At 68.2% G+C, this 22,713-nt stretch carries 21 protein-coding genes; 7 read left to right on the forward strand and 14 right to left on the reverse strand.

Annotation, left to right across the window (positions count from 1 at the left end; all coding sequences use genetic code 11):
* Window positions 1-59 precede the first annotated feature (59 nt).
* The 6 genes from ACTIEW_RS02870 to ACTIEW_RS02895 form a co-directional block, all read right to left on the reverse strand.
* Entirely contained in the window at window positions 60-620 is a 561-nt protein-coding gene (locus tag ACTIEW_RS02870) for a helix-turn-helix domain-containing protein (protein WP_439476403.1), read from the reverse strand.
* A gap of 99 nt (window positions 621-719) precedes the next feature.
* Window positions 720-1,274, reverse strand: coding sequence for a NifU family protein (locus ACTIEW_RS02875; RefSeq protein ID WP_439476404.1), 555 nt, complete (start codon window positions 1,272-1,274; stop codon window positions 720-722).
* A gap of 97 nt (window positions 1,275-1,371) precedes the next feature.
* Window positions 1,372-1,842, reverse strand: a complete 471-nt coding sequence (locus tag ACTIEW_RS02880; protein WP_439476405.1) for a universal stress protein — start codon at window positions 1,840-1,842, stop codon at window positions 1,372-1,374.
* A 25-nt stretch (window positions 1,843-1,867) separates the two neighbouring features.
* Entirely contained in the window at window positions 1,868-6,733 is a 4,866-nt protein-coding gene (locus ACTIEW_RS02885) for an NAD-glutamate dehydrogenase (RefSeq protein WP_439476406.1), read from the reverse strand.
* A gap of 203 nt (window positions 6,734-6,936) precedes the next feature.
* On the reverse strand, window positions 6,937-7,776 hold the full coding sequence (locus tag ACTIEW_RS02890) for an outer membrane protein (RefSeq protein ID WP_439476407.1): 840 nt from the start codon (window positions 7,774-7,776) through the stop codon (window positions 6,937-6,939).
* A gap of 325 nt (window positions 7,777-8,101) precedes the next feature.
* Window positions 8,102-9,232, reverse strand: coding sequence for an AI-2E family transporter (locus ACTIEW_RS02895; RefSeq protein ID WP_439476408.1), 1,131 nt, complete (start codon window positions 9,230-9,232; stop codon window positions 8,102-8,104).
* A gap of 99 nt (window positions 9,233-9,331) precedes the next feature.
* Between ACTIEW_RS02895 and ACTIEW_RS02900 the strand changes: the two genes are divergently transcribed.
* Window positions 9,332-10,912, forward strand: coding sequence for a helicase HerA-like domain-containing protein (locus ACTIEW_RS02900; RefSeq protein WP_439476409.1), 1,581 nt, complete (start codon window positions 9,332-9,334; stop codon window positions 10,910-10,912).
* Between the two features lie 4 nt (window positions 10,913-10,916).
* Here the strand turns inward: ACTIEW_RS02900 and ACTIEW_RS02905 are convergent, their stop codons facing one another.
* From ACTIEW_RS02905 to timA, 3 genes are all read right to left on the reverse strand, one after another.
* A complete protein-coding gene (locus ACTIEW_RS02905; protein WP_439476410.1) occupies window positions 10,917-11,231 on the reverse strand; it encodes a hypothetical protein in 315 nt (104 codons plus the stop codon).
* A gap of 276 nt (window positions 11,232-11,507) precedes the next feature.
* Window positions 11,508-12,638 (reverse strand): MltA domain-containing protein, encoded by a 1,131-nt coding sequence (locus ACTIEW_RS02910; protein WP_439476411.1) that lies wholly within the window; start codon window positions 12,636-12,638, stop codon window positions 11,508-11,510.
* Window positions 12,635-13,273, reverse strand: a complete 639-nt coding sequence (gene timA, locus ACTIEW_RS02915; protein WP_439476412.1) for a TIM44-related membrane protein TimA — start codon at window positions 13,271-13,273, stop codon at window positions 12,635-12,637. The genes ACTIEW_RS02910 and timA overlap by 4 nt, the downstream gene beginning before the upstream one ends.
* A 243-nt stretch (window positions 13,274-13,516) precedes the next feature.
* On the opposite strand from timA, the gene secB reads away from it, so the two are divergent.
* Window positions 13,517-14,035 carry a protein-export chaperone SecB gene (secB, locus tag ACTIEW_RS02920; protein WP_439476413.1) on the forward strand — a complete coding sequence of 173 codons (519 nt, stop codon included), beginning with the start codon at window positions 13,517-13,519 and terminating at the stop codon, window positions 14,033-14,035.
* 56 nt (window positions 14,036-14,091) lie between these two features.
* Here secB and dnaQ read toward each other — a convergent pair whose 3' ends face one another.
* The 5 genes from dnaQ to ACTIEW_RS02945 are packed head-to-tail and all read right to left on the reverse strand — an operon-like array spanning window position 14,092 to window position 17,768.
* On the reverse strand, window positions 14,092-14,817 hold the full coding sequence (gene dnaQ / locus ACTIEW_RS02925; RefSeq protein WP_439476414.1) for a DNA polymerase III subunit epsilon: 726 nt from the start codon (window positions 14,815-14,817) through the stop codon (window positions 14,092-14,094).
* A 5-nt stretch (window positions 14,818-14,822) separates the two neighbouring features.
* Window positions 14,823-15,464, reverse strand: coding sequence for a dephospho-CoA kinase (coaE, locus tag ACTIEW_RS02930; RefSeq protein WP_439476415.1), 642 nt, complete (start codon window positions 15,462-15,464; stop codon window positions 14,823-14,825).
* The gene (locus tag ACTIEW_RS02935; RefSeq protein ID WP_439476416.1) at window positions 15,461-16,258 is read right to left on the reverse strand and encodes a shikimate dehydrogenase family protein; all 798 of its coding nucleotides are present in this window, start codon (window positions 16,256-16,258) and stop codon (window positions 15,461-15,463) included. Before ACTIEW_RS02935 ends, coaE begins: the two co-directional genes overlap by 4 nt.
* Window positions 16,255-16,893, reverse strand: coding sequence for a Maf family protein (locus tag ACTIEW_RS02940; RefSeq protein ID WP_439476417.1), 639 nt, complete (start codon window positions 16,891-16,893; stop codon window positions 16,255-16,257). Before ACTIEW_RS02940 ends, ACTIEW_RS02935 begins: the two co-directional genes overlap by 4 nt.
* Entirely contained in the window at window positions 16,890-17,768 is an 879-nt protein-coding gene (locus tag ACTIEW_RS02945) for a pyruvate, water dikinase regulatory protein (protein ID WP_439476418.1), read from the reverse strand. The genes ACTIEW_RS02940 and ACTIEW_RS02945 overlap by 4 nt, the downstream gene beginning before the upstream one ends.
* A 486-nt stretch (window positions 17,769-18,254) precedes the next feature.
* On the opposite strand from ACTIEW_RS02945, the gene hemE reads away from it, so the two are divergent.
* The 5 genes from hemE to ACTIEW_RS02970 all read left to right on the forward strand — a co-directional run bounded on the left by hemE (window position 18,255) and on the right by ACTIEW_RS02970 (window position 22,699).
* Window positions 18,255-19,301, forward strand: a complete 1,047-nt coding sequence (gene hemE / locus ACTIEW_RS02950) for a uroporphyrinogen decarboxylase (RefSeq protein ID WP_439476419.1) — start codon at window positions 18,255-18,257, stop codon at window positions 19,299-19,301.
* Window positions 19,298-20,335: a ferrochelatase gene (gene hemH / locus ACTIEW_RS02955; protein WP_439476420.1), complete on the forward strand. Its 1,038-nt coding sequence runs from the start codon at window positions 19,298-19,300 to the stop codon at window positions 20,333-20,335. Before hemE ends, hemH begins: the two co-directional genes overlap by 4 nt.
* Window positions 20,332-20,802 carry a CopD family protein gene (locus ACTIEW_RS02960; protein ID WP_439476421.1) on the forward strand — a complete coding sequence of 157 codons (471 nt, stop codon included), beginning with the start codon at window positions 20,332-20,334 and terminating at the stop codon, window positions 20,800-20,802. The genes hemH and ACTIEW_RS02960 overlap by 4 nt, the downstream gene beginning before the upstream one ends.
* Window positions 20,803-21,009: 207 nt before the next feature.
* Complete coding sequence (rho, locus tag ACTIEW_RS02965; protein ID WP_439476422.1) at window positions 21,010-22,422, forward strand: transcription termination factor Rho; 1,413 nt, start codon at window positions 21,010-21,012, stop codon at window positions 22,420-22,422.
* 49 nt (window positions 22,423-22,471) lie between these two features.
* Window positions 22,472-22,699 (forward strand): DUF6489 family protein, encoded by a 228-nt coding sequence (locus tag ACTIEW_RS02970; protein WP_439476423.1) that lies wholly within the window; start codon window positions 22,472-22,474, stop codon window positions 22,697-22,699.
* Window positions 22,700-22,713: the final 14 nt, after the last annotated feature.

Raw genomic sequence — 22,713 nt, forward strand, 5'->3', positions numbered from 1 at the left:
TCCCTTTCGAGAGCAGACTGTTTCATGGAAACGAAAACGTTGCAATGAGTTCGTTTCATTCAGAGTTCCACCCGGGCTATGACGGCGGAGACGGCGCGGGTTTCTGACCGGGCGATCCGCTCGTGCGCCGCCAGACCGCCCGGACCGCCGCGCAGGGTCAGAGCATCGGCGTCGGCGCTCTCATAGATCCGGACCCGAACTTCGCCGTCGGCCATCTCGATCACACAGCCCTGATCCCGGCGGGGCCAGCGGCCGGGCTCATACTCCACCACCACACCCGAAGCGGCCCAGGGGGCGAGGTCGTCATTGGACAGTTGCAACCGGCGTGGCGCGGCGGGGGCATGGACGAAGGGCCGGCCTTCACTGGCCATGCCGGGCGCGGCCGCGTCCTGCCGCTGCAGCAAATCGTCCGGAGTCGCGCCGAGGGCGGCGGTCAACCGGCGCTGGACGTCGGGGCGAAACAGGCCGGATCGTTTTCCAGCCTCATAGAGGCCCCAGCCCTGGCTGGTCATGCCTGCCCCGCGCCCGGCCTCGGCCTGGCTCAGGGCGCGGTCGCGGCGCAAGGCCGCGAGGGCCTCGCCAAGACGCCGAGCGTCGCTGTCGCTCTCGAAACGGGGCATGGGCCGATGATGGCGCCGTCCGCCTGCAGAAGCGAGGACGGATTCGTTTCAGTGCGCTCAAGCAGCGAGCCGCCGCGCGAGCGGGAGCGCCCTGAAGGTTCAGAGCACCTGTTCGACGCGCGTCACTTCCGGGATGTAGTGTTTCATCATCTGCTCGACCCCCGCCTTCAGGGTTGCGGACGAGGAAGGGCAGCCGGCGCAGGCGCCGCGTAGGCGCAGGGTCAGGACGCCCGTCTCCTCGTCGAAGGCGTCGAACAGGATGTCGCCCCCGTCCTGCGCCACCGCCGGCCGGACACGGCTGTCCAGCAGTTGCTTGATCTCGATCACGATCTCGGAGTCCTCGCCGGCCTCCGCGCTGTCGGTCGCCCCGTCGCGCATCAACGGCGCGCCGGAAACGAAATGGTCCATGATGCCGGCCAGGATCGGCGCCTTCATCTGGCTCCAGTCCAGCCCGTCCACTCGCCGCGTCACCGACACATAGTCGGACCCGAAGAAGACGCCGGCCACGTTCTCCAACCCGAACAGGGCCTCGGCCAGGGGCGAGGCGGCCGCCTCGTCGGCGTTGAGAAATTCCCGCGGCGCGGCCGAGACGTCGCGGCCCGGCAGGAATTTCAGGACATTGGGATTGGGGGTCGGTTCGGTCTGGATGAACATGGCGCGTAAGTGCGCTCCCGAAGCAGCGGGTTCAAGAGCGACGCTGCAAAGCGCTCAAGCAGCGAGTGACCGCATCGCAAGCGTTAGCGCCCCAACATCAAGCCAGGTCCTCGATGTCCTTCTCGGTCAACTCGCCCGGGACGATGGTGACTGGCAGTTTACGCCCGGTGAAGGCCGCGCCCTGTTTGACCACCGCCGAGACCAGCGGGCCGGGGCCGCGCCCGCCGCTGCTCGCCGCCAGGACGAGGATCTTGATCTCGGCGTCCTCGCCGACGACCTTGCGGATCGCGTCCTGGGGCTCGCCGCGCTCAATCAGCAGGACGGGTGTCGCGCCGGACCGTTCCGCCGCCTCGCCCGCCCATTTGTTCAGCGAAGCCTCGGCCTCGACCCGGGTCTGGCGCTCGATCTCCTCACGCACCCCGGCCCAGTGGGCGTCGGAGGCCGCAGCGGGGATGACGCGCAGCAGGGCGACGCGACCGCCGGTCGACCGGGCCCGCCGGGAGGCATAGCGCAGCGCCGTCTCGAACTCCGGACTGTCGTCGACGACCACCAGAAATTTGCGCGGCATGGCATCCCTCCGGGCGCCGATCATCTCAGCCCGCTGACGAAGCTATCTCACGGATGACGCTGTTGGCGATGGTCAGCTTGGCGAAGGTCCAGCCCGAACCCGAGGCCTCGATCTCGTCGACCGAGCTCCGAACCCCCTCGACCAGCCCCTGTTGCGGTCCGATCCAGGCGTCCACGGCGGCCTCGGCCGCGGCCTCGCTGGCGCCGACCGAGACAGTCGACGCCTTGGCGACTGCGCGGGTCAGGGTCGCCTGTTCGGCCATCAGGTCCTCGATCAGGCGGCGCACCGCCAGACGGTCGAAATGGTCGGCCGAGGGCACATTGCCCGCGCCGGCGCGCAGCCGGTCGAAATCAAAGGCCGCGCCGACCTGGTGGTACAGCATGGCCATGGCTGGTTCGGGCCAGCCCGCCTGTCGCGACAAGTCGCCGATGTCGGCCGTGGCGACCAGCGGGCGCAGCATGGCGAAGTCGCGCGCCATGGCCTCGGGCACGCCCAGGCCGATGAAACTCTGGACCCGACCTTCCAGCCGGTCCTGTTCGAAGCGGGACAGCACGGTCCCGCCCGCCGCGCGCAGGGCGTCCGCCGCCGGACGATAGGCGGCGACGAGGGAGTCTACGGTACAGCCCGGCCGCATCGCCCGCCGCGAGAGCCAGAAGGTCTGGCGCCGCAGGACGGTGGCGATCTCCTGATACAGGACCGTCTGGGCCTCAGCCGAAATCTTCAGATCAAGGGCCGAGACCTGGTCCCAGGCCTGGTCAAGACGGAACACCTGCCGCGCCACCTCAAAGGCGACGACCATGGCCCCCGTGTCGCACCGCACCGAGAGGCGCAGCCGTTCGGGGAAGGTCGGGCCGCACATATTGACGATTTCGTTCGACAATATGGTCGAGATGATCTCGCGGCGCAGGCGGTGGCGCTGCATGTCGGCTTCGTATTTCGCCAGCGGGGCCGGGAAATAGCGGACGAGGGTCTGTTTGAAGAAGGGGTCGTCCGGCGCGGTCGAGCCGACGATGTCGTCAAACAGCTCCAGCTTGGAATAGGCGGTCAGGACGGCCAGTTCGGGCCGGGTCAGGGCCTGTCCCGCCAGCTTGCGTTCAGCCAGTTTCACATCGTCGGGCAGACCCTCAACCTTGCGGTCCAGCTTACCCTTGGCGCCCAGCCACTGCATGAACCGCTGCTGGGTATCGAGCGTCTCGGCGCCGTCGGCTTCCTGCAGGGACACGGCCAGGGTCTGGTCGTAGTTGTGCGCCAGCACCTTGAGACCGACCTCATCGGTCATCGAGGCCAGAAGGGCGTTGCGGTCGCCGGCCTTCAGCGCGCCCGACGCGATCGCCGCCCCCGTCAGGATCTTGATGTTGACCTCGTGGTCAGAGCTGTCGACGCCAGCCGAGTTGTCGATGGCGTCGGTGTTGATGCGGCCCCCATTCATGGCGAAGGCGATGCGTCCGGCCTGGGTCAGACCCAGATTGGCGCCTTCCCCGATGACCTTGGCGCGCACCTCGGCGCCGTCGACGCGGATGGCGTCATTGGCCTTGTCGCCGACCTGGGCGTCGGTCTCGTTCGGCGCCTTCACATAGGTGCCGATGCCGCCGAAATAGAGCAGTTCGGCCGGGGCCAGCAGGATGGCCTTCATCAACGTCGCCGGATCGACCACGTCTTCCTGGATGTCGAGCACAGCCTTGATCTCGGGGCTCAGCTCGATCGACTTGGCGGAACGCGGGAAGACGCCGCCGCCCTTTGAAATCTTCGACCTGTCGTAGTCCTGCCAGGACGAGCGCGGCAGTTTGAACATCCGGTCGCGCTCGACCCAGCTGGAAGCCGGATCGGGGTTCGGGTCGATGAAGATGTCGCGGTGGTCGAAGGCGGCGACCAGCCGGATGGCCTTCGACAGCAGCATGCCGTTGCCGAACACATCGCCGGACATGTCGCCGACCCCGACCACGGTGAAGGGCTCGGTCTGGATGTCCTTGCCCATCTCGCGGAAGTGGCGCTTGACCGCCTCCCACGCGCCGCGGGCGGTGATGCCCATGACCTTGTGGTCGTATCCGACCGACCCGCCCGAGGCGAAGGCGTCGTCCAGCCAGAAGCCGTAGTCGGCCGAGATGCCGTTGGCGATGTCCGAGAAGGTCGCCGTGCCCTTGTCGGCGGCCACGACCAGATAGGGATCGTCGCCCTCGAAACGGACCATGGCGGCCGGCGGAACCACGGCGCCGTCCTTCGCGATATTGTCGGTGATGTCCAGAAGGCCTGACAGGAAGGTCTTGTAGGCGTGTATGGCCTCGGCCTGCTGGGCGTCGCGGTCGCCGCCGGCGCGGACAATGGCCGCCAGGTGTTTGGGGAAGAAGCCGCCCTTGGAGCCGACCGGCACGATGACGGCGTTCTTGACCTGCTGCGCCTTCACCAGACCGAGAACCTCGGTGCGGAAGTCGTCGCGACGGTCGGACCAGCGCAGGCCGCCACGCGCCACCGGGCCGAAACGCAGGTGGACGCCCTCGATGTGCGGGGCCCAGACGAAGATCTCTCGGTAGGGCTTGGGCAGGGGCAGGTCGGCGAGTTCGCGCGAGGCGATCTTGATCGAGATGTGCGCCTTGTGCGCCCCGTCGGCGCCGGTCTGATAGTAGTTGGTGCGCTTGATCGCCTGCACCAGCAGGACCATCCGCCGCAGCGCGCGGTCGTGGTCGAGGCTCTTCACGTCCTGCAGCAGATCCTTGATCTTCGCGACCAACTCGCCGACCGCCGCCTCGCGGCTGGCCGCGTCGCCGCCCGCAGCCGGGTCGAATTTCGCCGCGAACAGTGCGAACAGGCCCCGCGCCACGGCCGGATAGTCTCGCAGCGCCTCTTCCTGCACCGCCTGGCTGGGATCCAGCCCTGTCTGCTGACGATAGCGGGCGAGGGTCCGCACCAGCGCCGCCTCGCGCCAGTTGATGCCCAGTTCCAGCACCAGCCGGTTGAAGCCGTCGCTTTCGGTCCGACCGGTCCAGACCGCCGAGAAGGCCTCCTCGAACGGGCCCTTCACATCGGCGAACTGAAGGTCGCCGCCGCGCGGATCCTCCATGAGGAATTCATGGACATGGATTTCGGCCTCGCCCGTCGGACGCAGGGCATGGCCCCATTCCTCAAGCGTCTTCAACCCCATGTCGGCCAGGATCGGCAGCACGTCCGAAAGCGGCACGGCCGCCCCCCGGCGATAGAGTTTGAAGCGGAAATTCAACAGACCTTCGCCGTCGGCGCGGAAGGCGCGGACCGCCACCGGCTCGCCGCCATCGTTCAGTCCGCTGTCGTTCAGCGAGTCGACGGCCTGCAGGTCGCGCACAGCCTCGGCGGCGTCATAACGGTCGCGATAACCGGCGCCGAACGCCTCGGCCCATTTGGCGCTGAGCGGTCCGACAACGACGTCGTCGACGTCGGCGTCGCGCAAGGCGCTCTCGAAGCGGTCGATCCAGCCGCGCCCGGCCTCAGTGATCTCGGCGTCGAGTGCAGCCTGGTCCGGGCACGGATGATCGCCTGGCGTAACGCCGATGATATAGTGGATACGGACCAGTGGCTGGTCCGACAGCTGCGGATACCAGGCCGAAAGACGCCCACCCCAGGCCTTGGCCAGGATTTTACCGATCCGTTCACGGACCGAGGCGTCGAACCGTTCGCGCGGGATGAAGGCCAGGACCGAGACGAAACGGTCAAACGGGTCCTGGCGGGTGAAGGTCTTGATCCGCGGGCGGTCGTGCAAATGCAGGATGCCGAGGGCGATCCCCAGCAGCTCGCTCTCCCCGATCTGGAAGAGTTCGTCGCGGGGATAGTTTTCGAGGATGTTCTTGAGGCGCTTTTCGCTGTGGCTGCCCGCCGTCTTGCCCGCCCGGATCAGGGCGTTGGCGACCTTGCGGCGGACCAGGGGCACCTGGGTCGCGGTCTTGTCATAGGCCTCGGCGGTGAACAGGCCGACGAACCTGGTCTCGCCAGAGGGGCGGCCGTCGGGCCCGAACCGCTTGACCCCGATATAGTCCATATAGACCCGGCGATGGACGCGGGAGCGGACATTGGCCTTGGCCACGGTCACCGGCTCCGACAGGTCCAGCTGCCGCTTCATCGACCTGGTCAGCACCGCCGGTTCGTTGGCGCGGCGCAGGACGGTGCGTTCCGGATCGGCCAACACGCCCAGACCGACGCCCGACTGGGACAGGGGAGCCTCGGCCTCATAGCCGCCGTCCTTGCTGCGCGGATAGTCGTAATCGCGGGCGCCGAGGAAGACGAAATGATCAGCCTGCAGCCATTGCAGGAAGGCCAGGTTCTCGGCGAGCACATCGGGCGCGACCCCGTGTGGATGCGCCTCCAGATGGGTGATCGACCGGTGCATCAACGCGGCCATGCCGGCGTGGCCGTCCACCGCGCTGGACACGTCGTTCAGGGTCTGGACCAGGCCTTCGCCCAGGGCGTCCCGCCGCTCCTGCGGCAGGGGATCCAGGATCACGATGATGGAGGACTCGCGCCCGCCCTCTTCTTCGGTCACCGGGTGGTACATCGACCGCACCGTGACGCCGGCGTCGGCCAGCTCGCCCATCACGCTGTCGACCAGAAAGGGCCGGTCGTCCTGAATGACGATCAGAACGTCATAGCCCAGCGGCGCCCCGTCAGCGGCGTGAAGTGGCGACAGGGTGATCCGCGCCGGCTCGCCGTGCGCCCGGCCCTCAGCCGCCCGCCACGCCAGGGCGAGAAGGCTGGCCATGTCGCGCCCGGCGAGCTCCGGCGTCTCGTCGGCGGCGTAGTCCTCCCAGGCCTGGCGCAGGAAATCCCGGGCCGGGCCGCCCAGCGCGCCCGGCGAGAGCTGGTCGAAGCTGGCTTCCAGCGCCTCCAGGGTGATTGCCTGAGGGTGCGCGGGGGCCGTTTCGCCGGACATGGGCAGGTCTCTTGTGGACGCGACCGCTCAAACGGTCGCCGGAGATGACGCCAGACTAGGCCGCTTTGCCGCCTGGGCAAGCATCCGCGTCGGACGGCGCCTGACTAGGCTAGCAGGCCCGGCTCGGGAACCCCCAAACGACAACGCCGGCCCCGTTTCCGGGGCCGGCGTCGCACCGGTCGTCGATCAACCGGAAAGCGGGGTCAGAAGCGGACGTTCATGCCCAGTTTGATGGCGTGCAACTCCATGCCGTCATTTCCGCGCGCGATATCCGTGCCGGCCGTATTCGGCGGCAGGATGAAGGGGTTGGTCGGCCCCGCCGTGCCCGGGCCGGCGCGAACGACATAGTCGCCGGGCTGCAGGTTGGTGAACAGATACTCACCCGTCAGGGTGAAGTTCGGGGCGAGGCGCCACTCGATGCCCGTGCCCAGCTGATAGCCGTCGGCCTCGTCGTCATTGACGGTTTCGGTGAAGCTGTTGGCGGTGTTGGTGGTGCGGAAGCTGTTCTCGATCTTGGCCATGGCGCCGCCGCCGGTGATGTAGATCAGGGCCGGACCGGTCGCGAAGCCGGCGCGCAGGCGCAGGGCCGCCATCGTCTCCAGCTCGCGCGTGAAGACATAGGCCGCCGGAGTGGTGCTGAACGAGGTGACGGAGTCTTCCACGTCCGCACCGCTCAGTTCGCCGACCGCGCCGACCACAAACGCGCCGAATTGCATGTCGTAGCCGAGGCGCACGGAGGCCTCGACGCCGGTCGGATCGACATCACAGCCGTTTGCGGCTGCCTGGCCGCTGGCGCTGCCTGAGCAGGAGCCGGGGCGGAAAGCGTTGTCCGTCGTGCCGCTCAGGATGACGGTGTCATCGAACTGACCGTCGAAATCACGGTCGAACATCAGGCCTTCGCCGGCGTCTTCGTTGTTTTCCAGCACACCGCCGTAAACGCCGATGTACGGGCCGCTCCAGTCGGGAACAGATTGGGCGAGCGCGGGGGACGCCACGCCGGCCAAAAGCAGGGTCAGGGTCGCGGCGGAAATCGTCTTTATCATCAGGGAGGTATCCTTCGAGCTGGGCGCGGAACACCCGCGGTTCGCCCTTCCGCCGCCGCTAACGCAGGCTGCGCGCTCCCTGTTCCCGCGAGGGGGCCAGTCGGTCCCGGCGGGGCCGGCCTGTGGCGCCGAAAGCGCGTCTTCAGGCCCGGAAACGACAAGGCCGCCGAACTTGCGTTCGGCGGCCTGCTTCGGACCGGCGCCCAGGAGGGGGGAGGGTTGGCGCCGATCTATTCCGCCGCGGCTTGGGGGGGGGGGGGGGGGGCCGCGGCGACAGGTGTGAAATAGGCGCCGGTTGTGGCCAATCAAGGGCGCCGGACGAGCCTCAGCCGGCCTTTGACTGCGGCGGGTTGACGCGGCCCCGCTTCGGACGCAGCGGCGCGGCTTCGTCCTCGTCGGCATAGGGCTCGCCGTCGCCGGACAACAGGATCGCCATCCAGCGCGAGCCCTTGAACTCGGCCAGAACGGCCATGGCCATGACCGCCAGCGGCGTCGACAGGAACATGCCGACCACGCCCCAAAGTTGGCCCCAGAGCGCCAGGGACAACAGCACCACCACCGGGTCGATGTTCTGGTTGTCGCCCTGCATGCGCGGCTGAATGAAATTGCCGCTGATGAAGAGGATGGCCTGGAGCCCGATCAGCAGGATCAAGGCGGGCCAGTAGCTTTCGAACTGCACCAGGGCGAACAGCGGCGGGGCCAGACCCGCGACGGCGCCGCCCAGAACCGGGATGAAGCCCACGACGAAGATGACGAAGGTCCAGAACTCGGCATTCTGAAGCCCGACCGCCCGCATCAAGACCCAGGCGACGGCGCAGATCAGCACGCCGGTCACGGCCTGGACCCAAAGATAGCCCTCGACGCCGCCGCGCACCCTCTGGAACACGCCCATGGCCTCGTTCCGGGATCCACGGTCCGGGAACATCCCGACCAGCTTGCGGCGGAAACCGCTCTGGGAGGCCAGCAGGAAGCCAAGGTAGATCATGACGAAGATGGCGCCGGTGACCACGCCCTGGGCCTGGAGCGCCACGGTGGTGAAATACTGCGATACGTCGACCCGGGCGATCAGCTCGCTGGCGGTCGGCGCGGCGGGCATGTCGAACAGCCGGTAGGCGTCTGCCAGGATCTGGTCGAGGCGGGGCCCCAGCAGAACAGCATCGTCCGAGGCCTGGTTGAAGAAGCCGCGCGCGCCATTCACGATGACGGCGATCGCCCCGAGGAATCCCAGGATCACCACGATCAGGGCGGCGACCCCCGCCCAGCGCCCGGGCACGGGCGTCCGGGCCTCAATGGAGCGCTTCACCCCGTCGATCATGATCATCAGGAAGATGGCCATGGCCAGCGGCGTCAGGATGTTCCGCAGCCAGTAGACGGCGGCCCCGGCGGCGACGATGGCGATCAGCACCAGGGCGTTGCGCGAGACGGCGGACGTCGGAACGGTGAGGGGCGGTTTCATCGGCATATGGTCAGGGTCCGGGCGGTCGGCGTCAATCCAGCCTTGAACCATAGACGCCGCCAGTAGAGCATGAGCGCCTCCCCCCCGCCCGGAGTTCCCATGCCCGACGCCGCCCCCGGACTGTTCCTCGGCCAATCCTCCGACAACGGGGCTGACAAGCCGGAACAGCTGCTGTTCCACCGCGCCAACCGGCACGGGGTGGTCGCCGGCGCCACCGGCACCGGCAAGACGGTCACCCTTCAGATCATGGCCCAGGGCTTTTCCGACGCGGGCGTTCCGGTCTTCTGCGCCGATGTGAAGGGCGATCTGTCGGGCATTTGTGTGCCCGGGTCGCCGAACGAGAAGCTGCTGGCCCGCGCCGCCGGCATGGGCCTGACCCTGACCCCCCGCGCCGCCCCGGTGGTGTTCTGGGACCTGTACGGGCTGAAGGGCCACCCGATCCGCACCACCGTCAGCGAGATCGGCCCCCTGCTGCTGGCCCGGATGCTGAACCTCAACGATGTGCAGGAGGGCGTGCTGTCGGTCATCTTCCATGTCGCCGACAAGGAAGGCCTGCTGCTGCTCGACCTCGACGATCTGCGGGCGATGCTGGTCCATGTCGGCGAGAACGCCGAGCGGATCGGCCGCGAGGTCGGCAATGTCGCCCCCGCCTCGATCGCCTCGATCCAGCGCTCCATCCTTCAGCTGGAACAGCAGGGCGGCAAGGCCTTCTTCGGCGAACCGGCCCTGCGGCTGGAGGACATGATGCGCACCGGTCTCGACGGCCGGGGGCAGGTCAATGTGCTGGACGCCACGAAACTGATGGCCAGCCCGCGGCTCTACGCCGCCTTCCTGCTGTGGCTGCTGTCGGAACTGTTCGAACAGCTGCCCGAGGTCGGCGACCCCGAAAAGCCGCGCCTCGTATTCTTCTTCGACGAGGCCCATCTGCTGTTCAACGACACGCCTGATGCGCTCAGGGAGAAGGTCGAACAGGTCGTGCGGCTGATCCGGTCAAAGGGCGTCGGCGTCTATTTCGTCACCCAGAACCCGGCCGACATCCCCGACAGCGTCCTGGCCCAGCTGGGCAACCGCATCCAGCATGCGCTGCGCGCCTACACCCCGGCCGAACAGCGCGGGCTGAAGGCGGCCTCGGACAGCTTTCGCGCCAATCCCGCATTCGACACGGCTGAAGCCATCCAGGGTCTGGGCGTCGGCGAGGCCCTGGTCTCGACCCTCGACGAGAAGGGTGCGCCCCACATCGTCGCCCGCACCTTGATCCGCCCGCCCGACAGCCGCCTCGGCCCCGCCACCGACGCCGAACGCGCCGCCGTCATGGTCGCCAGCCCGGTGCGCGGTCTCTATGAGGCCGTCATCGACCGGCAATCCGCGGAGGAAGTGTTGGCCGCCCGCCGGGGCGAGGCCGATCAGGACGCCGCTGACGCAAAACTGGCCGAGGCCCGGGCCAAGGCGGACGCCGTGGCCGCGAAGGAGGCCGACAGCGCCGCCGCCGCCCGCGAGAGGGTGGAAGCCCGCGAACAGGCCCGTTACCAGCGCGAAGCCGCCCGCCCCCGCTCGCCGGCCCGCCGCTCGACCCGCGAAACGCCGATCGAGGCCGCCACCAAGTCGGTGCTGCGCACGGCGGGGAGCACCATCACGCGGGAGTTGCTGCGCGGTCTGCTGGGCGGTTTGCGGCGACGTTGAGTGGTCAGCCTGCCAGAACCGCGCGGCACCCGGAAGCGAAGGCGGTCTGATCAACAGGGCTGAGGCTCTCCAGCGGGCCGAGCATTTGAGCGCCGTACGAGAGAGATAGCGGACCGCCGGCCTCGATAGCCTCGAGCAGCGCAGGCGAGATGGAGCCCGAGCCCAGCACCCCCGTGACGGAAGCGCCGGGGTCCGCCACCAGGGCATGGGCCTCATTTCCCGCCCCGACGGTCAGTCGTTCTTCACTGCCGATGGCATTCAGGCTGAACCCCTGCGCCTGAAAAACCCGGCCGGAATGCAGGCAGGCGAAGTGGGCCACCGATGCGCCGTTCCGTGCAAGCTCAAGGCTGATCCCGTCAGCGTTGCTGGACAGTCTCCAACCGGAGGGCGGAGCCGGTACCGGGGCGGGAGTCGCGTTCGGTGTTTCTCCCGCCGGTCGGGGCGGTCCATCCGTTCGCGGCGGCGCCTCGCAAGCGCAAAGCGCGAGCATCAACAGAATAGCGCCGTAAGGTTTCATGGACATCCGTCAGGTCTCCGGCCGATCCGACTCCATCCAACATTCCACGGCTGGAAGGGTCGCGTATGAAATCCGGCCTCAGTCCCGCGGAACCAGCCGCCACATCCTGAGTGGATGGCGCACCGCGCCCGCCTCCTCGCCCGCCTCAGCGCCCCGGCCCATGTAGAAGTCGGCGCGGACCGGGCCGCGGATGGCGGAGCCGGTGTCGAGGGCGACGACCAGCCCCTGATAGCTGGCCCGGGCGCCGCGCAGATTGCCGCCGTCGGCCGAAATCCACACCAGATCGCCGTAGCGCCAGTGAGCCGGATCGACGGCGATGGAGCGGCGGGCTGTCAGCGGAATCCCCGCCGCCCCGTTCGGGTGGCCGCCGTCGTCGGGGTCCATGGCGAAGAAGATGTAGCGGGGATTCAGCGCCATCACCGCCCGCGCCTCGGGCCCGCGATGGGCCGCCAGCCAGGCGCGGATCGCCTCGCCCGAGGTTCCATTGGCCGGCAGCATGCCCTGTTCCGCCATCGGCCGGGCGATGCCGGTGAAGGGTCGGCCGTTGTCGGCGGCGTAGGCGGCGCGGACCCGGGAGCCATCCTCAAAGGTTAGATATCCCGAGCCCTGGATCTGCATAAAGAACAGATCCTCGGCCCGCATCCAGGCCAGGGCGTCCGTGGCTGGCGCGGCCTCGATATCGGCGCGCACGGCCATGACCTCGCCGCGAGACCAGGAAGTCGGTCGGGGCCGGACGGGCATGTCGAACTCGGCGTCAGGGGCTTGGCGAGCGGAATATTCCGGCGCGAAATAGGCGGTCAGCAGCCCCGGTCCGCCGTCCGCCGTCTGCGCCGCCACGACGATGAAGCCGCTCTCGAGGAAGGCGCGGGCCGCCGAGGGCGTCACCGGCTTTGAGGTCTGTCTGATGTGCATGGCCCGGTCGCAGTGGGTCCGGGACGCGGCGTCGCGCGCGACACGACAACCGTCGGCCCAGGCGTCGAAGGCGGCCAGATGGTCTTCGTCATTCCAGCCGGGCAGGGTCGCGGGACTCTGCCCCTCAGTCGCCGGCGCGCGGCTCGGCGACGGCGCTTGAGCAGGCGCCTCCGTCCCGGTCTCCGGCGGAGCCGGCAGGGCGGTGGGCGTCGTGGCGCAGGCGGCGAGCGTCAGGAAGAGGCCAACAAGGGCCGCCGTGGCCGAGAGTCCCCGACGGCGCGCGCCGCCGCTGATCATGCCGCGGCGGGTTCGGTGCGGGCCAGAACCCAGTTGGGGTCGCTGGCGCCGAGGGTGCGTTCGAAGGTCCACAGCTCGGCCACGCGGCGTTCCTCAATCTGGGGCTCGGCGGCGGCGTCGGGGGAGGTCACCGTATTGCGCAGTTCAGCCAGGAAACGGACCTTGGCCGTGGCGCGGTTCTCCTCAGCCGAGGCCTGCTCCAGATCGGCGCGGGCGGGGTGGAGGAATTCGGCGACCTCGGTCTCGCCGCGGGTCTCGCGGGCGGTGATGCCGGCCTCGAACGAGGCCATGACGGTCGGGGTCAGGAGAGGTTTGAGCGTCTCACGGTCGCCGGCGGCATAGGCGCGGACGATGGTCTCATGCGCCTGACGCGCACCCTCGAGGAAGCGCAGCGGATCGAAAGCCGGATCGCGCGCCTTCAGGCCGGCGATCGAGGCCAGGGTGACGGCGTCCAGCACATGGGGCCGGCCGGCGGGCTGCTCCGGCGCCGAGGCGACCGGCGCCGCGGCGGGTTTCGAACGGGCGTCCTCTTCCGGCTGGCGGCCGACCTTCTTGCCCAGCACATTATAGAGCTGGAACAGGACCACGGCCGCGATGACGGCGAAGATGACGATCTGGATCTGAACCGGCGGCACTGGCGAACCTTGACTGGCGGCCGGCGGGGGGACCGGGCGCAACGACAGACGATTAGGGGCTGATATAGGGACGCGCAACCAGAACCGCCTCAGGCTCCTGGTGTGACCAATCGCCCTTCGGGCTACTTGAGGCCGAACGTCTCCGGGCGAGCATCGTTGCCGCACCCGGCCCCTCGTGCTAGTCGCCGCGCCTTCCCGGCGCCTTATTCCGGCGCTGACCACTCTTTCAGACAGACCCGACCGATGACCGACGCCGCGCCTCCTTCCGACGCCAACACCGCCCCGCCCGCCGACGCCGCGCCGCAAGGACCCCAGGGGCCCGGCTTCCGCATCGTGGCCCAGTACGTCAAGGATCTGTCCTTCGAGAACCCGAAAGCGCCCGACAGCCTGCGCGTCGACGGCAAGCCGGCCATCGACATGGGCGTTGAGATGAACGCCCAGGGCCGTCCCGACGGCCTGTTCGAGGTCGATCTGCGCCTGACCATCAAGGCTACCACCGACGCCATGACCGTGTTCAACGTCGAGCTTCTGTACGGCGGCCTGTTCGCCCTGCACGGCGTACCCGAACAGGACATCGAGCCGCTGCTGCTGATCGAATGCCCGCGATACCTGTTCCCGTTCGCCCGCGAGATCATCGCCCGCGCGACGTCGGATGGCGGCTTCTATCCCCCCTTCATGCTGGACCCGATCGACTTCGCCGGCATCTATGTCGCCCGTCAGCAGTCGATTGCGCGGGGACCTGCCGAAGCCGGTCAGGCGTAAGAGCCCTAAACACCCTTCCGCCGCGTGGTGGGCGATAGAACAAGATCAGGCGTCCGTCAGGTGGCGGACGCCTTTTCCATGTCGAGCCCATAGGCTGCCCATAGCGACCGGTCTTTGAGGTTGGCCTGCAGGAAGGCGAGATGCGTCGCCTGTTCGGCCTCACTGGTCCGGATCGGCAGGGGCCGGGGACGCGGCCCATAGCCTTGGGCGGCCACAGCCGCCGCGGCGGCGATCACCGAGCGCGAAGCGGACAGGTCCAGCCGGCGTTCCTTGCCGCCCTTGAGCTCCAGATAGACCTCGGCCAGCAGGCGTGCGTCGATCAGGGCGCCGTGCAGGGTCCGTTCGACCAGCGAGACCTTGAACCGCTTGCACAGGGCGTCGAGCGAATTGGCCATGCCGGGAAACCGCGTCTGGGCCAGTTTCAGCGTGTCGATCCAGCGGTCCTCCGGGAACAGGACCCGGCCGCAGCGGCCGAACTCGTGATCGATGAAATTGCGGTCGAACTGGGCGTTGTGGGCGATGATCGGAGCGTCGCCGATGAAATCGCACAGGTCGATGACGATCTCGGCGAATTTCGGGGCGTCCTTCACCTTGTCGTCGGTGATGCCGTGCACCCGGATGGCGTCGGCGGGGATCAACCGCTCCGGATGGATCAGCCGGTGGAAGGTGCGGCCCGTAGGCAGCAGGTCCTCGATCTCGATACAACCGACCTCGATCATGCGGTCGCCCGTGCGGGGGTCGAAGCCGGTGGTTTCGGTGTCGAGAACGATTTCGCGGGACATGTCCCTTACTGCGATGGTTCGCCGGCTTGCGGAAGACCAGGCCGGGGCGGCTTCCACCCCTCGGCCAGAACCATCCCCACGATTTCCTCGACCCGCGCCCGGGCCGCCTCAAGTCCGGCGCCTGTGTCGATGACGAAGTCGGCGCGACGGCGCTTCTCGGCGTCGGGCAGCTGGCGCGCCAGAATGGCCTCGAACCGTTCGCGGGTCATGCCGGGCCGGGCCAGCACCCGCTCCGCCTGGACCGCGGTGGGGGCCGTCACCACCACCACGGCGTCCACGTCCGCGTCGCCGCCGGTCTCGAACAGCAGGGGAATGTCGAGCACCGCCAGCTTCACGCCTCGGGCCCCGGCGGCCGTCAGATCCTCCAGCCGTACGTTCAGCACCAGCGGATGGACGATCGCTTCCAGCCGCCCGAAGGCCTCGCCGTCCCGCCCCAAGGCTTCCGCCAGCCGGGTCCGGTCGACCGCGCCATCCACGACCACGCCCGGAAAGGCCTCGCCGACGGGAACGACCGCCCCCCCGCCCTTGGCATAGAGGCGGTGCACGGCGTCGTCGGCGTTCCAGACCAGGGCGCCGGCGTCGGCGAACATGGCCGTCGTCGTCGACTTGCCCATGCCGATGGAGCCCGTCAGGCCGAGCACGATCATGGCGTCTCTCCCAGCGCCTTAAGGGCCGCCGCGCGGACGTCGACCGGGGGCGGCTCGACCCCGAAGATCGCGCGGAACGAGGGGCGCGCCTGGCCGATCAACATGGCCAGACCATCCACGGTGGTCAGCCTCCGGCTCCGGCCCTGCTGCAGAAAGGGCGTAAGCAACGGCCGGTAGGTCATGTCCATCAGAACCGCGTCGTCCCGTAACCGGGACACGTCGAGATCGGGCGGCACGCTCAGGGCGTTGACCACCAGTGCGGCCTCTTTCAGCACCGTCGCCTCGACCACTGTCGCGCCGAGCTCTTCCGCCAGCGCCTCCGCCCGGGCGCGGGTCCGGTTCAGCACCCCGACGTCGGCCCCGGCGGCCTTGAGCCCCGCGACCGCCGCCCGCGCCGCACCGCCCGCGCCCAGAATGACGACTGTCTGGCGGCGCACATCCAGCTGTGGCGCCTGTTCGGACAGCGCCGCCATCAGACCCGCCCCGTCGGTGCTGTCGGCCCGCACCCGGCCGTCCCTGAACAGCAGCAGATTGGCCGAGCCGCAGGTCCGCGCCGTCGCGCTCGCCTCGTCGGCCAGCGCCAGGGCCTGTTCCTTGAACGGAGCGGTGACGTTCAGCCCCAGCAGCCGACCGGCGCGCCCATCCGCGACCATGGCGGCGAAACCCGCAGCATCCTCCGGTCCGAAGGCGTGATAGGCGGCGTCCAGCCCCGCCGCCGCGATCCAGGTGGTGTGGATCAACGGGCTGAGCGAATGGGCGATCGGTTGGCCCGCTACGCCCGCCAGCATCGTCATGACCTCAGCACCCCGGCCCGCCGCAGCTCCGCCAGTACAGGCCAAAGCGGCAGGCCGAGGACGGTGAAATAGTCGCCCTCCACCGCCTCGAACAGCTGGGACCCCATGCCTTCCAGTCGGTACGAGCCGACGCAGGCCAGCAACGCCTCGCCCTCCGTCGCAAGATAGGTGTCGAGGAAGGTCTCCGAAAAGGCCCTCACCCGCATCGTCGCCGTATCCACGCCGGACCAGACAATCTGGCCGTTGCGGGCGAGGGCCGCGCCGGAATGCAGCTGGTGCGCCTTGCCGCGCATGGCCATCAGCCCTGCCCGCGCCGCATCGAGAGAACCGGCCTTCGACACCAGGCCGCCCTCGAAGGACAGGGTCTGATCCGCCCCGAGCACCCAGGCGTCGGCGTCATGCCGCGACACCGCCAGCGCCTTGACCCGCGCCAGCTCGACCGCCAGCCCCGCGGCGTCGGTCGGATCGTGCGTGGCCTTGACCGCATCCTCGTCCACATCGGCGGCCTGGACCGAGAAGGCCACGCCGGCTTCCGTCAGCATCGACCGCCGCGCCGCGCTCTTAGACGCCAGGATCAGACGTTCGCCGCGCTGAAGCAGCCCGAAGGGCGTTAGCGCATCAGAAGGCGCGGTCACCAGGCCGCCCCCAGCCGTCGCGTACGGCGCTCGTTCAACAGGTTGATGATGGCCGCCGCCGTCTCCTCGACCGAACGGCGCGTCACGTCGATGACCGGCCAGCCGCGTCGTTCAAACGCCCGTCGGGCCTTGACCGTCTCTTCGCGCACGGCGTCATGGTCGACATAGGCGCTGGCCCGGTTGGCGTTCAACCCGTCCAGCCGGTTCTTCCGGATCTGCACCAGCCGGTCGGCCGACACGGTCAGGCCGACCACCAGCGGATTCTTCAGCCCGACGAGGCGCTCGCCGTCCTCCTGACCGGGCACCAGGGGCACATTGGCGGCGCGGACGCCTCGGTGGGCGAGATAGATGCAGGTCGGGGTCTTTGAGGTGCGGCTGACCCCGCACAGGACGACGTCGGCGCTTTCCAGCTGAACCGCCGTGCCCTGGCCGTCGTCATGGGCCATGGCGTAGTCGAGGGCGGCGATGCGGTCGAAATAGTCCGTGTCCAGCGCGTGCTGGGCCCCCACCCGGGTCGACAGGGCCGCTCCGAGATAGCGCGACAGGGCTCCAACCAGTGGGTCCAGCGCCGCGATCTGGGGCATATCCAGCTTGCGGCAACCCTTCTCCAGCAGTTCGCGCAGCTCCCGGTCGACCAGGGTGTGCAGCACCACGCCGGGCGAGGCCGCGACCTCCTCCAGCACCCGCTCCAACTGTTTGCCGGAGCGGACCAGGGCGTAGATGTGCTCGATCGGGATGACGCCGTCGAACCGGGCCACCACGGCCTTGGCCATGGCGTTCAACGTTTCGCCGGTGGAGTCGGACACCAGATGGACGTGGAAATAGGTCGCCAGGCGCGTGGGGCCCGAGGCGCGGCCTGACGAACCCGGCGTCATCGGCGGCTGTCCATGATTGCGAGACTCCTGTGGACGGGGCGGGGGGTGACCGGGGCCGAAGCGTGCGTCTTTTCCTATAGCGGCGCCGGAGGCGGGCCGCGAGCGGGGACAGAGGTGGATGGGGCGCCGGCTCCGGCGTCTTTCATCCCAAGGCTGCCCGCCGCCGCCGATCAGCCTGTGGAGATCCTTAACGAGGCGTTAACGGCGCCCAGCCCTGGAACCTTGTCGCCGGTCGTCCGGCTCCACTGTTAAGGCCTCGTCAGGATTTATCCCCGCTTTCACCAGCCCCGTGGAGGGCTGCTCCGCCGACTGTGACCGTTTGCGGAAAACTCGTCCGTAATCCGCCCAAACCACCCGATTGTCCCCGTCGTCCCCGGCCCTGCTTCCTGCTTCCAAACCTCAAGACTCTTTCTTGAGAAGGATTGGAAGGGTGCGACACGGGACGGGGTTGAGCAGGACCCGGCCCCCCGGTAGGACCGGGGTCAGATGACCGTTTCCCCCGATACCCCCCTGCTGCTCAAGGTTCTCGCCGGCGAAGCGACGACGCGAGCGCCCGTATGGTTCATGCGTCAGGCCGGGCGCTACCTGCCGGAGTACCGGGCGCTTCGGGCGACGACGCCCGATTTCATCTCCTTTTGCCTTGATCCCGGGAAGGCCGCCGAGGCGACCCTGCAGCCGATGCGGCGTTTCGGCTTCGACGCCGCCATCGTCTTCGCTGACATCCTGCTGATCCCGCAAGCCCTGGGCCAGGAGGTCTGGTTCGAGGCCGGCGAAGGGCCGCGGCTGGGTGCCCTGCCGCCGGTTGAGGCCATGCGTGATCTGACCGCTGGCGCCGGAGAAGCGCTGAAACAGGTCGGCCAGACCCTGTCGCTGGTGCGGTCGCAGCTGGAGCCTGAGCGGGCGTTGATCGGGTTCGCCGGAGCGCCCTGGACCGTGGCCACCTATATGCTGGACGGGGCGACCCGGACCATTGGCAAGGGCGAGCGGGCCCAGGCGCGGACCTATGCCTATGCCGAGCCGGAGAAGGTCGCGGCCCTGCTGGATGTGCTCGTCGAGGCGACGGCCCATTATCTGAAGATGCAGGCGGACGCCGGCGCCCAGGTGCTCAAGATCTTCGAGAGCTGGGCCGAAGGTCTGCCGGAAGATCTGTTCGAAAGCCTCGTTCTTCGGCCTCATCAGCAGCTGGTTCGACGGGTCCGCGAACTGGGCGTGACCGTCCCCCTGATCGGCTTCCCGCGCGGATCGGCGGCTCTGGCGGAACGCTATGCCGCCGAGGTCGATGTTCAGGCCGTGGCGCTCGATACAGCCTGTCCGCTCGAGGTCGGCAAGCGCGTGCAGGCGATCAAGCCGATCCAGGGCGCGCTCGATCCCCTGCTGCTGCGCGCCGGCGGGCCCATGCTGGACCGGCGCGTTGATCAGTTGCTTGAAGCCTGGGGGCAGGGACCCTGGATCTTCAACCTCGGCCACGGCATCCTTCCGGACGTGCCCATCGCCCATGTCGAACAGGTGCTGAAACGGATCGGCGCCCAATGAACGGCCGCCGCATCGCGGTGGTGCTGTTCAACCTCGGCGGTCCTGATGATCAGGCGTCAGTCCGGCCGTTCCTGTTCAATCTGTTCAGCGATCCGGCCATCATTGGTCTGCCGAACCCCTTCCGCGCCGTCCTGGCGCGCCTGATCTCCAGCCGCCGCGAGGCGAGCGCCCAGGCCAACTACGCCCTGATGGGCGGCGGTTCACCCCTCCTGCCGGAGACCCGCCGTCAGGCCGCGGCCCTCGCAGAAGCCCTGGCGAGCCTGCTGCCGGGCGACGAGGTCCGCACCTTCGTCGCCATGCGCTACTGGTCGCCCCTGACCGAACAGACCGCCGCCGAGGTCGCGGCCTTTGCTCCCGACGAAATCGTTCTGCTGCCGCTGTATCCGCAGTTCTCGACCACTACGACGGAGTCCTCGCTGAAGGCCTGGCGCGAAGCCTACACCGGGCCGGGCGGCAGCCGGACGGTCTGCTGCTATCCCGAGGCGCCGGGCTGGGTCGAGGCCCAGGCCGACGGAGTCAGGGTGAAACTGGTAGAGGCCGGCGACCATCCGGTCCGCGTCCTGTTCTCGGCCCACGGCATTCCCGAAAGTCTGATCGCGAAGAAGGGCGATCCCTATCAGGAGCAGATCGAGTCGACCTGCGCCGCCATCGCCGCCCGGGCAGGCCTGACGGACTGGTCAATCTGCTACCAGAGCCGGGTCGGGCCGATGAAATGGCTTGGACCGTCGACGCCCGAGGCTATCGCCGAGGCCGGGCGCGACGGCGTTGGCGTGGTCATCGCGCCCGTCGCCTTCGTCTCCGAACATATCGAGACCCTGGTCGAGCTGGACATCGAATACGCGGAACTGGCCCACAGCCTCGGCGTGACGCCATACCTTCGCAGCCCTGCGGTCGGCGTGGCCGCGCCGTTCATCGAGACTCTGGCCGATGCCGCGGTCGAGGCCCTGTCGCGGTCCGGCGCGGCGCCTTACGGTCCCGGTTGCCGGGCAGACTGGAAGGCCTGTCCACGGACGTGCGAGCGGAGGGCGGCATGACGTTCGAGATTGTGCGCGGTCTGCATATCCTGGCGGTCATCGCCTGGATGGCCGGCATGCTCTTCCTGCCGCGTCTCTATGCCTATGACGCGGAACAGGCGGACAAGGCCGAGCCGCTGCGGTCGGAGATGCGGGGCCTGCTGCGGACCTGGCAGCACCGCCTGCTGAAGATCATCATCAATCCCTCGATGACCGCCGCATGGATCTTCGGCGTCTGGATGATCGGCATCCATATGTTCGAATACGGCGAGGGCTGGGGCTTCCTCGCCCAGCCGTGGATGGTCGCCAAACTGGCCGGGGTGATCGGACTGTCGGCCTGGCACGGTTTCCTGGCCGGCGAACTGAAGCGCATCAAGGCGGGGACCTCGGTCCGCACGGGCCGCTTCTGGCGCATGACCAATGAGATCCCGTTCGTCATCGCCATCGTGATGGTGCTGTCCGTCACCACTCAATGGACCTTCGGCTGAGCCGCTCAGCTTGACGTAGCCGGCCCCGCGTGGTTTCGCTCAAGGCGACCGCCCTGCAGGAGTCTGGGGCGGCTCCTCTCTTCGCGACGCCCGCCGATCTCGCCGGGACGACCCGTCGCCCTTCCATCCGGCCGCAAGGCCAGACATCGCCAGATTTTCCCGCCCGCGCGACGCCCAGTCTCGCGGCGATGCTTTTGATTGCACGCCATGACCGACGCCACCGACACTCCCGAAACCGAACTGACCGGCGAGGCCGAAGCGCCCGAGGTCGGTAATGAGCTGGCCGCCGCCGACCTGCCTATGGTCGACCAGGAACAGGGCGACGAGGATGACGACGGCGAACCGATCGTCCCCAACGGCCGCATCACCCTGCAGGAGTTGAACGAGAAGACGCCGGAAGATCTGGTCGCCTTCGCCGAGAGCCTCGAGATCGAGAACGCCGGCAACCTGCGCAAACAGGACCTGCTGTTCGCCATCCTCAAGACCCTGGCCGACGAGGAAGTCGAGATCATCGCCGACGGCGTGCTCGAGATCTTGCCCGACGGCTTCGGATTCCTGCGCAGCCCGGACGTCAATTATCTTCCGGGTCCGGACGATGTCTATGTCTCGCCGTCGCAGATTCGCCGCTTCGGCCTGCGCTCGGGCGACACCATCCACGGCGCCGTCCGCGGTCCGCGCGAGGGCGAGCGCTATTTCGCCCTGCTCAAGGTCGACACGATCAATTTCGAGGATCCCGAGACGGTCAAGACCAAGGTCCTGTTCGACAACCTGACCCCGCTCTATCCCGAAGAGCGGCTGCACATGGAAATCCAGGACCCGACGCTGAAGGACCGGTCGGGCCGGGTCATCGACATCGTCGCCCCGCTCGGCAAGGGCCAGCGCTGCCTGATCGTCGCCCCGCCGCGGGTCGGCAAGACGGTGATGCTGCAGAACATCGCCAAGTCGATCGAGAAGAACCACCCCGAGGTCTTCCTCATCGTCCTGCTGATCGACGAACGGCCGGAAGAAGTGACGGACATGCAGCGCACGGTGAAGGGCGAGGTCATCGCCTCGACCTTCGACGAGCCGGCCACCCGCCACGTCGCCGTCGCCGAAATGGTGATCGAAAAAGCCAAACGCCTGGTCGAGCACAAGAAGGACGTCGTCATCCTGCTCGACTCCATCACCCGCCTGGGCCGCGCCTACAACGCCACCGTCCCCTCGTCGGGCAAGGTCCTGACCGGCGGCGTCGACGCCAACGCCCTGCAGCGGCCGAAACGCTTCTTTGGCGCGGCGCGGAATGTGGAGCAGGGCGGATCGCTGACCATCATCGCCACCGCCCTGATCGATACGGGCTCGCGGATGGACGAGGTGATCTTCGAAGAGTTCAAGGGCACGGGTAACTCGGAAATCGTGCTGGACCGCAAGGTTGCCGACAAACGCATCTTCCCGGCCATCGACGTGCTCAAGTCGGGCACCCGCAAGGAAGAGCTCACCACGCCCAAGGATCAACTGGCCAAGACCTATGTCCTGCGCCGGATTCTCAACCCGATGGGTCCGCAGGACGCGATCGAGTTCCTGATCGACAAGCTGCGCCAGTCGAAGAACAATGCGGACTTCTTCCAGTCGATGAACACCTGACTTTCCGCGTACGGAAGGTCGTGTTTCACGTGAAACATGGAGCGGCGGCGTGAAGGTCAATGTCGAGGTCGAATGCACCCCGGAGGAGGCGCGCGCCTTCCTCGGCCTGCCCGATGTGGCGCCGCTCAACGACCACCTCGTCGCCGAGATGAAGCGGCGCATGGACGAGAACATGTCTGCCATGCAGCCCGACGAACTGATGAAGACCTGGACGAGTTTCGGCATGCAGGCCCAGGACCAGTTCCGCAAACTGATGGAAGCGGCCGTCAAACCGTGAAGAACGCCGTCTCC

Origin of the sequence: Brevundimonas sp., assembly GCF_051860745.1 — a bacterium.
GTDB lineage: Bacteria > Pseudomonadota > Alphaproteobacteria > Caulobacterales > Caulobacteraceae > Brevundimonas.

Coding starts and splice junctions, on each gene's coding strand:
- ACTIEW_RS02870 (WP_439476403.1), bottom strand. CDS start 620: ATGCCCCGTTTCGAGAGCGACAGCGACGCTCGGCGTCTTGGCGAGGCC.
- ACTIEW_RS02875 (WP_439476404.1), bottom strand. CDS start 1,274: ATGTTCATCCAGACCGAACCGACCCCCAATCCCAATGTCCTGAAATTC.
- ACTIEW_RS02880 (WP_439476405.1), bottom strand. CDS start 1,842: ATGCCGCGCAAATTTCTGGTGGTCGTCGACGACAGTCCGGAGTTCGAG.
- ACTIEW_RS02885 (WP_439476406.1), bottom strand. CDS start 6,733: ATGTCCGGCGAAACGGCCCCCGCGCACCCTCAGGCAATCACCCTGGAG.
- ACTIEW_RS02890 (WP_439476407.1), bottom strand. CDS start 7,776: ATGATAAAGACGATTTCCGCCGCGACCCTGACCCTGCTTTTGGCCGGC.
- ACTIEW_RS02895 (WP_439476408.1), bottom strand. CDS start 9,232: ATGAAACCGCCCCTCACCGTTCCGACGTCCGCCGTCTCGCGCAACGCC.
- ACTIEW_RS02900 (WP_439476409.1), top strand. CDS start 9,332: ATGCCCGACGCCGCCCCCGGACTGTTCCTCGGCCAATCCTCCGACAAC.
- ACTIEW_RS02910 (WP_439476411.1), bottom strand. CDS start 12,638: ATGATCAGCGGCGGCGCGCGCCGTCGGGGACTCTCGGCCACGGCGGCC.
- secB (WP_439476413.1), top strand. CDS start 13,517: ATGACCGACGCCGCGCCTCCTTCCGACGCCAACACCGCCCCGCCCGCC.
- dnaQ (WP_439476414.1), bottom strand. CDS start 14,817: ATGTCCCGCGAAATCGTTCTCGACACCGAAACCACCGGCTTCGACCCC.
- coaE (WP_439476415.1), bottom strand. CDS start 15,464: ATGATCGTGCTCGGCCTGACGGGCTCCATCGGCATGGGCAAGTCGACG.
- ACTIEW_RS02935 (WP_439476416.1), bottom strand. CDS start 16,258: ATGACGATGCTGGCGGGCGTAGCGGGCCAACCGATCGCCCATTCGCTC.
- ACTIEW_RS02945 (WP_439476418.1), bottom strand. CDS start 17,768: ATGACGCCGGGTTCGTCAGGCCGCGCCTCGGGCCCCACGCGCCTGGCG.
- hemE (WP_439476419.1), top strand. CDS start 18,255: ATGACCGTTTCCCCCGATACCCCCCTGCTGCTCAAGGTTCTCGCCGGC.
- hemH (WP_439476420.1), top strand. CDS start 19,298: ATGAACGGCCGCCGCATCGCGGTGGTGCTGTTCAACCTCGGCGGTCCT.
- ACTIEW_RS02960 (WP_439476421.1), top strand. CDS start 20,332: ATGACGTTCGAGATTGTGCGCGGTCTGCATATCCTGGCGGTCATCGCC.
- rho (WP_439476422.1), top strand. CDS start 21,010: ATGACCGACGCCACCGACACTCCCGAAACCGAACTGACCGGCGAGGCC.